Origin of the sequence: Nocardia sp. NPDC059228 (genome assembly GCF_042754245.1) — a bacterium.
Classification (GTDB): domain Bacteria; phylum Actinomycetota; class Actinomycetes; order Mycobacteriales; family Mycobacteriaceae; genus Nocardia.
On record NZ_JBHZAL010000001.1, the window covers coordinates 770,514 to 784,054 of the forward strand.

Here is a 13,541-nt window from a genome sequence, read left to right on the forward strand (position 1 = left end):
GACCGAACTTCTCGCCGGGGTCGATCGACGCCGCTGAGGAGAGCGAAGCTTCGCACTCATCCGAATGCAGTTGCATTGGAGTCGATTTCGCCCTCAGTCGGCCACAGGAAGGGCATCGGCCAGCTCACGGCGGGAGGCGATCCCGAGTTTCGCGAAGACCTTGTGCAGATGCCATTCGACCGTGCGCGCGCTGATGAACAGCTGCGCACCGATCTCGGGGTTGGTCCGGCCGTCACGGGCCAGCTGCGCGATCAGTGTCTCCTGCGCGGTGAGCGGGTCGGTCTGCTCGGTGCCGAGTCGGCGGACCCGTTCACCGGTGGCCAGCAATTCACGGCGGGCGCGCTCGGCAAAGGCGCCCATATCCATCGCGGCGAGCATCTCGTAGGCGGTTCGCAGCTTGGCCCGTGCGTCAACGCGGCGACCGGCCCGGCGCAGCCATTCCCCGTAGAGCAGGTGCGCGCGAGCGAGTTCGGGGCGCAGGCAGGTCCGGCCGAGCCGGTCGATCGCTTCGCGGTACAGCGCGTCCGCGGCCTCGCCACCGCTCACCAGCGCCCGGGACCGCGCCAGCAAGCCCAGCCCGGCTTCCGTGCTGCCGGGACGCACGGATTCCTCGAGCAGCGCCAGCGCCGTGTTCGCGCGATCAGTGTCACCGGTTCGGCAGGCGGCCTCGACAACCTCGGGCAACGGCCAGTGCGCCAGGACGTAATGCCCTGTGCTCTCCGTGGCCGACTGTGTCACGTCCATCGTTTGCCGGTACTGGCCGAGACCGTTGTACAGCACCGCAATCACCCATTGCGCCCAAATCAGCGTGCAGCCGTTGCCGGTGGCTCGGGCATCGTCGATCACCGGTTGTACGAGCGGTTCGGCGACGGATCGATCACCGCGGAAGCAGGCGAGCAGAATCGAAGGGAGTGCGGCCGCGGGAGACCCGGTGGCCTGGCAGATCGCGTCCGATTCGGCCATCAAAGCCGTCGTCGCCGCGAAGTCACCCGACCAAGCCTTGACCGTGGCGAGGCTCGAGAGCACGATGGGCATCATGTCCAGAGCCCCTGCCGCCCGGATACTTTCGACGTAGCGTTCGAGGATCGCCCGCCACGCGTCGTGATCCCATAGCGCGATGGCCACCGGATGGGCGAACCAACTCCATCGCAGCACCTCGTCCTCCGAATTGCCGGTGTGAGCGAAGAGCTCCACCGCCACCCGCATGGCCGGCGCGGCAGCCGCGAGACCCTCCACCACCATCGACGACAGGGCGTCCAGAACCAGCTCGGGCTTGCCTGGCCGGTCGGAGCGAGGTAGCAGGTCCCGAGCGGCGTGCGACACCTCGGGCAGACCACCCCCGGACACCGGGTTGCCGGCGAAGAACGCGGCTATCCACGCCGTCAGGTAGATCTCGCGAGCCTGGTCGATATCGAATCGCTGCAGCCGTGTCGCCGCCCGCAGCAGCAGGGACGGAGCGGCACTGCCCATCCCCGACGCGAACGCCACCTGGCCGTGCAGAAGATCGGCGGTGGCCCGCTGCAACGGATTCAACGGCCCGGCTTCGACATTCGCCAGCAGTCTCAGCGCTGCGGCGTAGTTGCCGGCAAGCAGATTGGCCTGTCCGGCCGACAGCAACCGCTCGCCACGCCTGCTCGCGTCCGCCGAGAGCAGCCCGGCCCGTTCCAGGAACGCTGCGGCCGCGGCGGGTCCGCCGCGGGCCTGCGCGCGAGCGGCCGACCGCTCGAGTTCTGCCGCGACGTCCTCATCGGGTGCGGTCGCGGCCTGAGCGCGATGCCATGCCCGGCGATCGGGATCCCGCTTCGGATCGGTCGCTTCGGCCAGAGCCACATGGATGTCGTGCCGCTCCGGGATCGACGCGGACCGATAGATCGCCGACCTCAACAGCGGATGCCGAAACCACACCCGGGCACCGAACTCAGCGAGCCCCGACTCCACCGCGGGTGTCGCGGCATGGAATGGGATGCCGAGCGTCGTGGCGGCCCGCCACACCAGCGCGGCATCCCCCGACGGATCGGCGGCCGCCAGCCGCAGCAACCGCTGCGTGTGTGCCGGCATCGCCGCCAGCTGCAGGCGGAACCCGTCCTCGATGCGATTCGACAGCGCCGACACCGTCAGCAGGCCGAACCCGCCGGCCAGCCCGTGCGGGGTGGCGCTGCGCACCCACTCCAGCAGCGCGAGCGGGTTGCCGCCGGTCTCGGTCACGATCTGGTCCCGCACTCGGACATCCATGGCCCCGGTCAGCGCGGAATCCAGTAGCGCCCGGGCGAATTCGTACGACAGCGGGCGCAGCGGCAACTCCGGAATACCTGCCAGCTCGGCGGTGAGGCCGCGGGTGCCGAAGACCAGCCCGACCGATTCGGCGGCGAGCCTGCGGGCGACGAAGCCCAGCGTCTGGGCCGATGCCCGGTCCAGCCACTGGAAATCGTCCACCACACACAGCACCGGTCGTTCCGCGGACGTCTCCGCCAGCAGTCCGAGCACCGCCAGTCCGATCAGGAACGGCTTCGGTGCGGGCCCTTCGCAGAGCCCGAACGCGGCCCGGAGCGCGTCGCGCTGCGGATCGGGCAGCGCGTTCACCCGGTCGAGCATGGGCGCGCAGAGCTGATGCAGGCCCGCGAAGACCAGTTCCATTTCCGACTGCACACCGACGACGCGAAATACCTGGCAATCGGTCGCCTGGCTCGTGAGCTGGTCGAGCAATGCCGATTTGCCCACCCCGGGATCACCGTTGAGCACCAGTGCCCGGCTTTCCCCGGTGCTCACGGCTTCGAGCAGGTCACTGCACGTCTCGAGCTCGGCGGCGCGACCGACCAGGCTCGTCGAGCGACCTAGCTCCGGAGCAACCATCGACCTCGAACCATTCTCCGCCGGAAGGGATTCGATGGTCGCACGATCTCGCGAACGATCACAACCGCTCGGGGTTCCGGCCGTCGTCGGCCGTATGACCTGGCAATCGGTTCCCAGCGATGCCTGAGTTATCGCTGGGGGTGTCGATTGATCAGGCTCGGCACCCGGGCTTCGGTGATTTTGGTACGCAATTCCTTCAGCCCTGCCACGTACGCTTCCGAGAAGGTCGGGAAGGGCTGCACCACATCACGCAGGACGCGGAGCGGGACCTGCGCTCGGATGGCCAGGGTGGCCTGTTGCAGCCATTCGCCGGCCTCGGGCGCGAGTGCGTAGGCGCCGGTCAGACGTTCGCCGTCGCTCAGCAGCGTCAGAAACCAGGAAGTCTCGGCGTAGGACCGGGTGAAGGTGGCGGTCTTGGCCACGTCGGCCAGCCGGACCGTCGCACTGAACCTGTCCTGGACCACGCCGACCGACGCTGCCTGCGGATCGGTGTATACGACGTTCGGAATGGCCCGGTAGTCGGCTTCGCGGGGTTCGCCCAGAATATTGGACGCAACGACCTCGCCCTGGTACTTGCCCACATGGGTGAGCAGACGCACGCCGTTGACATCACCGATGGCCCACACGCCGTCCGCGGCGCGCAGACTGCAGTCGACGGGAATGCCGGTCGCCTCGGCCGTGATACCGACTGTCTCCAGCCCGATTCCGTCGACGCGGGGTTTGCGGCCGGTGGCCACCAGTAGCCGATCGCCGCGCCGTTCGGTGCCGTCTCCGAGGCTCAGCACGAAGTCCGCGCCGTCGCGACGCACCGCGGTGGCGCGCACGCCGAGCACGACCTCGATGCCATCGCGGTTCAGCACCTCGGCGAGACCCTCGCCGAGCGGTGCGGGTTCGCGCGGCAACAGGTGGGTGCTACCACCGACCAGCACGACCTCCGCGCCCAGTCTGCGGATGGCCTGCGCCATTTCCACGCCGACAGGCCCGCCACCGAGAACAAGCAGCCGACGCGGAATGGCGGTCAGGCTCGTCGCCTCGCGGTTGGTCCACACGTCTGGCAATTCGGCCAGCCCGGGAAGGGATGGCAAGTTCGGTTCCGAACCGGTCGCGATGACAATGTGATCGGCGGTGTAGCGCATACCCGCGACCTCGACGACACCGTGTCCGGCAAGCCGCCCCGCGCCGCGGATCAGGTCGATGCCCTTGCTCGACAGCCAGCCTTCGGCGCTGGTGTCGGAGTAGTTCGACACCATGAAATCTCGCCAGGCCAGCGAAGCCGCTACGTCGATCTCCGCGCGCGCCTGGGCTTCCCGCGCCTGCTGGACAGCTTCGCCGGGACGCAACAACGTTTTGGACGGGATACAAGCCCAATACGAGCACTCGCCGCCGACCAGATCGCGTTCGACCACGGCGATCCGCAATCCGCCGTCGGCCAGTTCGCCCGCGCAGTGCTCGCCGGGCGAGCCGCCGCCGAGGATGATGACGTCGTAGTCCTTCACGCTCCCACTCCCTGCTCGTCTTCGCGCCGACCCGGCTGCTGGTTGAAGGTCTCGGACCGGTTGGATCGAGTACCCATCGCCGTTGCTCCTCTCGTGCGGATTGCTGCCTCGGTCCAGAATCTGCTCCACCCGGCCGGGCTCGCACCTGTGTTTCCCCCTGGCAGTTCCCCTGGACACTGCCCCGATCACGCCTGAGTGGGTGGCGGAGGCCTCACTCCAGCCCCGGGTCGATCGCGGCCAGGGCCGCCTTCAGTTCGCGTCGCGAGCCGATACCGAGCTTGGCGAACACTTTTCGCAGATGCCATTCGACAGTGCGGGCGCTGATGAACATGTGCTCGGCGATATCGGGGTTGGTCCGCCCGTCAGCCGCCAGGCGAGCAATGAGGGCTTCCTGATCGGTGAGCGTGCCGCCGGATTCGACCGTACGTTTGCGGGCGCGCTCACCACAGGCGAGAAGTTCACGACCGGCACGTTCAGCGAAAGCTGTCATACCGATTGCGGACAGCAGGTCATGAGCGGCGCGCAGCTCGGTGCGCGCGTCCTGGCGGCGGTTCTCCCGGCGCAGCCACTCGCCGAACAGCAGTCGGGCACGGGCGAAGTCGGCGCGCATGCCGGTGCGGCCGAGGCGGTCTATCGCTTCCCGGTAGAGCTTCTCGGCTTCGGGACCGGCGCTGAGCAAAGCGCGCGACCGCGCCTCGATACCCAGGCCGAGATCGGTCCGAGCTGCCTGGGTGCTCTGCGTGAGCCGATCGAAGGCATCGCGGGCGGCCTTCGGATCTCCGGTGCGAGTGGCCGCCTCGATCAGTTCCGGTAGAGCCCATAGCGAGATGTACAGACCCGGCGCATCCAGGGCGGCTTCGGTGGCCATCGTCAGCGCCCTGTCATAGCGGCAAAGGCCATTGTTCAGAATCGAACCCGCCCAATTGGCGCAGGCTTCGGCCACGCCCTGCCGCTGCACGCGAGCGGTGGTCGCAGTGGTTTCGATCAGTCGCGACGCGTCGTCCTCGTTGCCGCGCATGGCGGCCAGAACCACCGCGGAGAAGGGCGCGACCTGGGTGCCGGTTGCCTCGCTGATGGTGTCGGATTCGGTCACCAGCGCGGTCGCGGCCTGGAAGTCCCCGGCCCACGCGGTCGCGACTCCCAACGCTCCCAGGGTGACAGGCAGCTGATCCAGAGCACCCACTTCCCGGGCGAGTCGAACCTGGCGGGTGAGCAGGGTACGCCACGTGCCGACGTCCCAGAGGGCGCTGGCCGTGGCCTGCGCGAACCAGCCCCATCTGAGGCGTTCAGCGGTGTCGATCTCCGTGCCGGAGAAGGTATCCACGATCCGCCGCAGTGCTGGTGCCGCGGCCGCCGGACCAGCGGTAACCCACTCGGTCAGAGCGGACAGGATCGAGCCGGGAAGGTCGGACCCGGCCATTTGCGGCGGCAATTCCTGTGCGGCGGTGGATATTTCCACAATCCCGGCCCCCGTTGCATATCTGCCGGCGAAGATCGCCGCCATCCACGCGGTCAGGTAAGTGTCACGGGCCAGATCACGATCGAGAGGTTCCAGACGCCTGGCGGCGGCGAGCAGCAGCGATGGCGCGTCGCCGCCGAGGCCGGAGGCGAATCGAATGTGCGCGCGCAACAGCTCGATTCGCGCCGCCTGCTGGTCGTCGTGCACTGTCATGTCGGCCATCGCCATCAGATCCGTGGCCGTTCCGAAGGCGCCTGCCTGCAGGGCCGAATCCGCCGCCGCCAGAATGCGTTCCACGCGTCGCACCGGGTCGACGCTCATGAGCACCGCTCGCTGAAGGAAGGCTGTGGCGGCGGCCTGCCCACCTCGGGCGCGGGCACGTTCAGCCGATCGCTCGAGATCGGCTGCGATGTCCTCGTTCGGCCCCGCTGCACCGTGGGCGCGATGCCAGGCCCGCCGGTCGGAATCGGCGACGGGATCGGTGACCTCGGCCAGTGCCAGATGGGCGGCCTGCCGTTCTTCGGGCGAGATCGACCGGTACGCCGCCGAGCGCAGCAGCGGATGACGAAACCGCACCCGACCCTCGAACTCCGCGAGCCCCGCCGCCGCGGTCGCGGCGTCTTCGAAAGGGATACGCGAGCGCTCCGCCGCTCGCCGGACCAGACTCACATCCCCAGAGGGATCTGCGGCAGCCAGCAGCAGCAGCTGACGGCTTCGCGCGGGTAGCGCCTCGAGTTGCTCTCGGAAGCCGGCTTCGATCCGCTCCGGAACCGACATGACGCCGGGCAGGCCGAATCCGCCCGCCAGTCGAGCCGGAGTCAGACCTCGGGGCAGTTCGACCAGAGCTAGCGGATTGCCACCGGTTTCTGCCACGATCTGCTCCCGGACTCGCTGATCAAGCGGCCCGGTCAGCACCGAGTCCAACAGATTTCGGGCGTCTTCATCGTGCAGACCGGTCACCGGCAGCTCGGTCAGTCCGGCCAGGTCGGATCCCGGATCCCGGGTCGCGAACACCATGCCGACGGGGTCGGCAGCGAGCCGACGAGCTACGAAACCCAGCGTCTGCGCGGATTCCTGATCGAGCCACTGGTGATCGTCGATCAAGCACAGCAGCGGCGATTCTCCAGAAACCTCGGCCAGCAGGCCGAGTACGGCCAAGCCAACCGACGAACGATCCGGGGCCGGCCCGTCCGCAAGACCGAAAGCAACCCTCAGCGCGTGCTGCTGTGGTGCGGTCAACGCATCGAGCCGGCCCAGCATCGGTGCGCAGAGCTGATGTAGGCCGGCGAAGGGCAGCTCCATTTCCGATTGCATACCGGTCACTCGCACCGCACGGAACCCCACGGCCAATTCGGCCACGTGTTCGAGCAGCAATGTCTTGCCGATTCCGGGCTCGCCACGGACGACCAGCACTCTGCCCGCACCGGCCCGAACCGCCGCCACCAGTCCCTTCAACACTTCGCGCTCACGCCGGCGATTCACCATGCCGGGCGTACCGAAAGATCCTGTGCCACTCATCTCGGTACCGAATCCTCCCCGCAATCAGGCAAACCCACCAGCGGCCGGGACGGTCCCCTGCCTGATGAAACACTGGCCGGCTACGTGCTTCGCATGGCGCACCGCCGCGAGATGACACCCTTACCAACGGTGTTGTCGGTCTGCTGGAACGCCTCATAGAAGATCTGCGGGCTATCGGCGGCCTGTCGTCGCACTCAGGGATCGAATCGGGGTGTTTCCTGATGTCGGGTGTCAGCGGGCCGTGCCAGTATCGAAGCCATGTATCCGGCCGCGCCTCTGTACGACCCTGCCCGCGGGGCGGTCACTCCCGTGACCCAGCCCAAGCTGGTGCGGCGTACCGGCGGGCGCATTGTGGGCGGGGTCGCGGGCGGGCTCGCCGATCATCTCGGGATCGACGTGTTCAAGGTGCGGATCGGTTTCGTGCTGCTGTCCGCGCTGGCCGGGGCCGGGATCGTGGCCTACGGGATGCTGTGGATCTTCACGCCCGCCGGGGGTGACGCGGCTCCGCCGACCGGGTCGGAGCGGCGGCAGGCCATCGGATTGGCGCTGCTCGGTATGGCTTTGGCGGTCGCCACCGCGTGGGTGTTCAACGGGACGGCCGCGCATGTGGTGGGGCCGATCATCGTGGTGGCGGTCGGCGCGGCGCTGGTGTGGCGCGAATTCGACGCGGACGGGCCGAGATCCGTCATCGGGCTACCCGCCAAACCGTCGGTGGTCACCTGGGCGCGCATTGTCGGCGGGGCCACCCTCATCGTGGTCGGGCTGGGCGTGGTGGTGCTGGGGCGGATCAACCTCAGTTCGCTGGGGTCGGCGCTGCTGGCGGTGGCGGTGACCCTGGTCGGGGCCGGGCTGCTGACCGTGCCGCTGTGGCTGCGCATGATGCGCGCGCTGAATGCCGAGCGCTCGGCGCGGATCCGCAACGACGAACGCGAGGAGATCGCCTCGCACCTGCACGATTCCGTACTGCAGACGCTGGCCCTGATCCAGCGGCAGGCCGGCGATCCGCAGGAAGTGGTGCGGCTGGCCCGCAGTCAGGAACGCGAGCTGCGCAAGTGGCTGTTCGAGGACACCGGGCCCGCGCAGTCCAGCGTGGCCGCCGCGCTGCGCACCATCGCCGGCGAGGTGGAGGACCAGCACGGAGTGAAGGTCACCCCGGTCACCGTGGGCGACGTGTCCATGGACCTCGACGACAGCGGAATCGGGCTGCCCAAGGAACATTTCACCGCGCTGCTGGGGGCCACCCGGGAGGCGCTGGTCAATGCCGCCAAGCACGCCGGGGTGCCGACCATCGACCTGTACGCCGAGGTGGAGCCGCATCAGGTGAGCGTCTTCGTGCGCGACCGCGGCAAGGGCTTCGACCCGGACGCGGTGTCGAAGGACCGGCAGGGCGTGGCCAAATCCATCCACGCCCGCATCGAACGCCGCGGCGGGCACGTGGAGATCAAGTCCGCGCCCGGCAACGGCACCGAGGTGCGAATCTTCATGCCGCGCAAGGACGGTGGCGACGAGCGGTTGGTGGTGCAGACCGACACCCCGGAAGACGTCACCCAGCTGTGAGCTGCGGAGTGTGGTACCGATGGGGTTCAGGGTTCGGTTCGGCGTCAGGTGAGGAGTCTTAGGTGAGCGTCCGGGTCTTTCTGGTCGACGATCATGCGGTGTTCCGGTCCGGGGTGCGGGCGGAACTGAGCCGCGAATCCGATATGGAGGTCGTCGGCGAGGCGGGCGGGGTGGCCGAGGCCATCGCCGGGATCAAGACGACCGCGCCGGACGTGGTGCTGCTGGACGTGCACATGCCCGACGGGGGCGGGGTCGCGGTGCTGCAGGGCATCGACCCCGGACCGGTGTGCCTGGCGCTCAGCGTCTCCGATGCGGCCGAGGACGTGATCGCGGTGATCCGGGCGGGCGCGCGCGGGTACGTCACCAAGACCATCTCGGGGCCGGAACTGGCCGACGGGATCCGCCGGGTCTCCGGTGGCGACGCGGTGTTCTCACCGCGGCTGGCCGGCTTCGTGCTGGACTCGTTCACCGGCAAGTCGCCGGTGCCCGAGCCCCCGCTGGACCCGGAACTGGACTCACTGACCCCGCGCGAACTCGAGGTGCTGCGCCTGCTGGCACGCGGCTACACCTACCGCGAGATCGCCGAGACCCTGTTCATCTCGGTGAAGACGGTCGAGACGCACGCGTCGAACGTGCTGCGCAAGACCCAGCAGTCGAACCGGAACGCCCTCACCCGCTGGGCGCACCGGCGCCGCATCGACTGACGAGACTTCGAGAGTCGCTACAGCACAACCAGAACCACGACGATGATCAGCAGGCCGATGAGCAGGCCGATCGCCACGGCGAGCGGGCCCGCGTTCGGGCCCAGGGCGCTCAGGTCGAAACCCTTCGACTTGGGTTGCGGGGCGGCCGGCGCCGCGGCCGCCTGCCGCTGCGGGCGGGGGAGCGGGCTGGAGTGCGGGCTGCGCAGCCCGGCGGCGGAATTGCGGGCCGCCCAGGCCGGGATCGTTCCGTCCTCGGTGCGGACCGGCGCGCCCAGGATGTAGGGCGCGGTGCCGGGACCGAAGGCGGCGGTGAGGATTTCGTTGCGCGCCTCGGTCATGGTGGGGCGGCGCTGCGGGGCCGGCTCCATCATGTGCAGCAGCACCTCGGTGAGCGGGCCGCTGCGGGCGGGCGGAGTGATCTGGGCCATGGCGGCGCGTTCCACGATGACATCGCTGTCCTCGTCGAAGCCGTAGGGCGGCCGCCCCTCGATGGCGGTGTACAGCGTTGCGCCGAGCGAGAATACGTCGCTGGCGGTGGTGGGGCGGGCGCCGCGCGCGACCTCCGGCGGCAGGTAGGCCGGGGTGCCGGTGATGACGTCACCGATCTCCTCGGCGGCGTCGTTGGCGCCGCTGGAGATGCCGAAGTCGCTGAGCTTGACCTTGCCGACCTCGTCGCCGCGATCGGCGACCAGGATATTGCCCGGCTTGATGTCGCGGTGCACGATGCCGGCGGCGTGCGCGGTCGCCAGCGCGTCCGCCACCTGCGCGCCGATCTGCGCCACCTCGATCGGGGACAGCTGATCCACCAGCGCAAGGGCTTTGGCCACACTGCGCGAGGGCAGATACTCCATTACCAGCCAGGGCTCACCGGCCTCCAGCACCACGTCGTACACGGCGATGGCATGCTCGTGCGACAGCTTGGCCGCCACCCGCCCCTCGTGCATGATCCGGCTGCGGACCTCCTGCGCCTCCTCCTCGTTGAGCCCCTGCGTCGTGAGGACCTGCTTGATAGCGACATCGCGGTGCAGCAGCCGATCGGTCGCCAGCCACACGGCACCCATGCCACCACCACCCAGCTTCGACTGCAGGCGGTAGCGGCCGGCCACCAGATAGTCGGGGCCGACAATGGGACGGGCGCGTTCGGTCACGGGTGCAGGGTAGCGGAAAACCATCCTGACTGGCCTGCTTCGAAACCCGGGGTTTGCTGGGCATCCGGGTGCAGACCTGGGTATTTCTTCCAGACCCATACGGACACAGCGCGTTTCGCTTCTCGGCACCCGCGCGCCCGGCCTGGAGAGAATCTTGCGGGGCTTCTGGCTTACCGGACGAAACTGACCAAACGGCGACAGTCACCGCCGCCGCGGCAGAGGTTCGCGCGGACTCGCCTCTTATCACAATGTGCAGTGAAGAGGCCCGCCCCTATTTTTCGGGGGTTTCTTTTTGTGGCTTCGGACTCGATGGCTCGCCGTATTCGTGAACACGTCGCACGCTACCGAGTGAACTCGAATTCCGAACCTGCAATTCGCGTGCCGGCCGTCACGCGGATTGCCTTATATGGTCGACCTCCACTGCGGTGGCGGGTTTCGGGGCGGCGCCGCAGCTGGCCTGGCGAGGCGAGTAGGCGAGGGTGCGGGTGGTGACCAGCCAGCTGCGCCCATCGCGATGGGTGACCCGGGCCGCGCCCGCGAAAGTGGCCGGGTCGGTGGCGTATTCGATGTCGTGCGGGGCCGGTTCGACGGTGAGGTCGTCGATGCCCGCGGTCGGATCGGCGTCCCCGGGGACGGTGGTCGTCAGCCCGCTGTCGTCGAGGAGCGGGGTGGTCAGGGTGTAGGAGGCGTCCGCGATGCGCTGGCGGACAGCGACTTCCGCGACCTGCTCGACCGGGGTGTAGCAGCTGCGGCCGCGCAACCCGGTGAGCGAGACCTCGCCCTTGTCGGCGGCGGCGAGCATGGCGTGGGCCGAATCCTCGTCCAGGCGGCCGTAAGTGAGTCCGGTGGGGAGGACGATGACGGCGGGGGCGAAGCGGTGGCCGCCGGTGTGCGAGCACTCCCACACCCGGTCGGGATGGGCGGCCGACAGGCTCGCGGCGATGGGGCGGCCCAGCAACGCGCAGCACTGATCGCGTTTGCCGTGCGCGCAGACCAGGACCAGCGGATTCGTCACGGCCGCACCGATTCCCGGGGCCGGGCCGTTGAGCAGGTGCAGGTCCAGATCCAGCAGCTCACGCAGGTCACTGATCTCGAGGCGCTCGCACCAGGATCCCTCCGGCCGCGAACTGGCGAGCAGAACCGTTCGCACACCCGTGAATTCCTGGCGCCCGGGCCGCCGGATCAGGGTCGGCCGGACGTGCGCCGCCTTGGTGCGCGCCGCCAGTTCGGGCGTGATGTCGGGCCCGAGCACCTCGTCGCCGATCACATCGCGGCCCCACGCCCCGGGCTGCTCGACGCACAGCCAGCCGGTGATGTGGGTCGCGCTTCCGGGTAGCGGAACCTCCAGCGCCGCAGCCGAACACGACAATCCCTCGAACCCCGTCACAATGGCTTCCCGTCGATCAGCTTCCGGATCACCTGTGCCAGCCGCCGCGCTCGCGCCTCCGGCCGCGCCGCGCTGCCCAGGTGGTAGCCGACCGCGATGCGCGACTGCGCGGGCAGCGTTTCGAAGAAGGCCGCCGCCTCCGGATGCCGGGCCAGCGCGGCCAGGAAGTCCTCCGGCAGATCTCCGCCGACGGCATTGTGCCAGCGGCCGTCCGCCTTGGCCCGGTCCACTTCGGCCTGCCCGGCCGGATGCATGAGCCCGGTCGCGATCAGTTCGTCCACCAGGCCGACATCGCGCTGCGACCACTGGCTGCGCGGGCGGCGCGGCGTGAAACCCATGATGAAGAAGTCCTCGTCGAGCTTCTTGGACTGCCCGTCGATCCAGCCGAAGCACAGGGCCTGCCGCAGCGCGCCGTCATAGTCCAGCGAGGCGTACCCGGAGCCCTTCTTCGCGAACTTCAGCCAAATGCCGTCCACCGCTGCGTGATTGGCCGACAGCCAGTCCCGGAACGACTGCTCGTCGGGAAACCACAGCGTGGGACGCTCGGATGCGGACACCGTTCAACTGTAGATTCCGCCAGCTCAGTGCCCCAGAAAGGGGAGCACTTCGGCCTCGAACTCGTGGTAGCGGTCGCGGTGGATGCTGTGCCCGCACCCGAAGGCGCGAATCGTGCAATCGGGCAGGCTCACGCGCACCTGCTCGAGCTTGTCCGGGTCCACCATGCCGCCGGGCCCGCCGCGCAGGAACAGCGTGGGCGCGGTGATGTCGGACAACCCCTCCCACCACTCCGGATACGGCTTGCGGAACTGTTCGAGCGCCACCCCGGTCATGGAGCGATCGAAGGCCAGCACCGCGCGCGGATGCCGGATGATGCTGGTGGTGGCGTGCCACAGTTCCGGGATCGACGGCAGCCTGCGCGTGAACCGGATCTGCTCGTCGCCGGAGCGCAGCGGCAGCGGCTGTTCCTCGATCACCAAGCGCCGCACCAGTTCCGGGCGTTCCATCGCCAGCCACGAGATGGCGTATCCGCCGAGCGAGTGCCCGACCAGATCCGCCGTTTCCAGTCCGAGCCGATCGCACAGCCGCAGCAGGTCGGCCCCGAACTCCGGGAATCGGTAGGAGGCGGTGTGGCCGCTGCGTCCGTGCCCGCGCAGGTCGGGAATGATCACCCGGCGTCCGCGCCGTACCAGCTGGGCGGCGAATCGATCCCAGGTGTGCCCGTCCCCGCCCATGCCGTGCACCAGCACCACGGGTGTGTCGCTGTAGAGATGCCCGCCCGTCGCGCCGGAATCCCGGTAGGCGATCCGGACGTCTTCGAACTCGACCCGGGTGACCGCTGACTCCACGATGGTCCAGAGTACGGATCGGGGTCCGGGTGGCGCCCCAGTTTGTGCGCAGCGCCATATCGAATTACCGATTCGG

The 13,541-nt window shown here is 68.9% G+C and carries 9 protein-coding genes; 2 read left to right on the forward strand and 7 right to left on the reverse strand.

Features of this window, described 5'->3' with window-relative positions; translation table 11 throughout:
- Positions 1 to 93: 93 nt before the first annotated feature.
- The 3 genes from ACFXKA_RS03305 to ACFXKA_RS03315 form a co-directional block, all read right to left on the reverse strand.
- On the reverse strand, positions 94 to 2,850 hold the full coding sequence (locus tag ACFXKA_RS03305) for an ATP-binding protein (RefSeq protein WP_379425727.1): 2,757 nt from the start codon (positions 2,848 to 2,850) through the stop codon (positions 94 to 96).
- Positions 2,851 to 2,978: 128 nt separating this feature from the next.
- A complete protein-coding gene (locus ACFXKA_RS03310) occupies positions 2,979 to 4,346 on the reverse strand; it encodes a dihydrolipoyl dehydrogenase family protein (RefSeq protein WP_379425729.1) in 1,368 nt (455 codons plus the stop codon).
- Positions 4,347 to 4,557: 211 nt separating this feature from the next.
- Positions 4,558 to 7,323 carry an AAA family ATPase gene (locus ACFXKA_RS03315; protein ID WP_379425731.1) on the reverse strand — a complete coding sequence of 922 codons (2,766 nt, stop codon included), beginning with the start codon at positions 7,321 to 7,323 and terminating at the stop codon, positions 4,558 to 4,560.
- Positions 7,324 to 7,581: 258 nt separating this feature from the next.
- On the opposite strand from ACFXKA_RS03315, the gene ACFXKA_RS03320 reads away from it, so the two are divergent.
- Together ACFXKA_RS03320 and ACFXKA_RS03325 are read left to right on the forward strand one after the other, a co-directional pair.
- Positions 7,582 to 8,880 (forward strand): PspC domain-containing protein, encoded by a 1,299-nt coding sequence (locus ACFXKA_RS03320; RefSeq protein WP_379425732.1) that lies wholly within the window; start codon positions 7,582 to 7,584, stop codon positions 8,878 to 8,880.
- A 62-nt stretch (positions 8,881 to 8,942) separates the two neighbouring features.
- A complete protein-coding gene (locus ACFXKA_RS03325; RefSeq protein ID WP_040855660.1) occupies positions 8,943 to 9,584 on the forward strand; it encodes a response regulator transcription factor in 642 nt (213 codons plus the stop codon).
- A gap of 17 nt (positions 9,585 to 9,601) precedes the next feature.
- Here the strand turns inward: ACFXKA_RS03325 and ACFXKA_RS03330 are convergent, their stop codons facing one another.
- The 4 genes from ACFXKA_RS03330 to ACFXKA_RS03345 all read right to left on the reverse strand — a co-directional run bounded on the left by ACFXKA_RS03330 (position 9,602) and on the right by ACFXKA_RS03345 (position 13,465).
- Positions 9,602 to 10,756: a serine/threonine-protein kinase gene (locus tag ACFXKA_RS03330; protein ID WP_379425733.1), complete on the reverse strand. Its 1,155-nt coding sequence runs from the start codon at positions 10,754 to 10,756 to the stop codon at positions 9,602 to 9,604.
- A 364-nt stretch (positions 10,757 to 11,120) separates the two neighbouring features.
- Positions 11,121 to 12,119, reverse strand: a complete 999-nt coding sequence (locus ACFXKA_RS03335) for a sucrase ferredoxin (RefSeq protein WP_379425734.1) — start codon at positions 12,117 to 12,119, stop codon at positions 11,121 to 11,123.
- Positions 12,116 to 12,676, reverse strand: coding sequence for a YdeI family protein (locus ACFXKA_RS03340; RefSeq protein ID WP_379425736.1), 561 nt, complete (start codon positions 12,674 to 12,676; stop codon positions 12,116 to 12,118). The genes ACFXKA_RS03335 and ACFXKA_RS03340 overlap by 4 nt, the downstream gene beginning before the upstream one ends.
- A gap of 24 nt (positions 12,677 to 12,700) precedes the next feature.
- Positions 12,701 to 13,465: an alpha/beta fold hydrolase gene (locus ACFXKA_RS03345; protein ID WP_379425738.1), complete on the reverse strand. Its 765-nt coding sequence runs from the start codon at positions 13,463 to 13,465 to the stop codon at positions 12,701 to 12,703.
- Between the last annotated feature and the right edge of the window lie 76 nt (positions 13,466 to 13,541).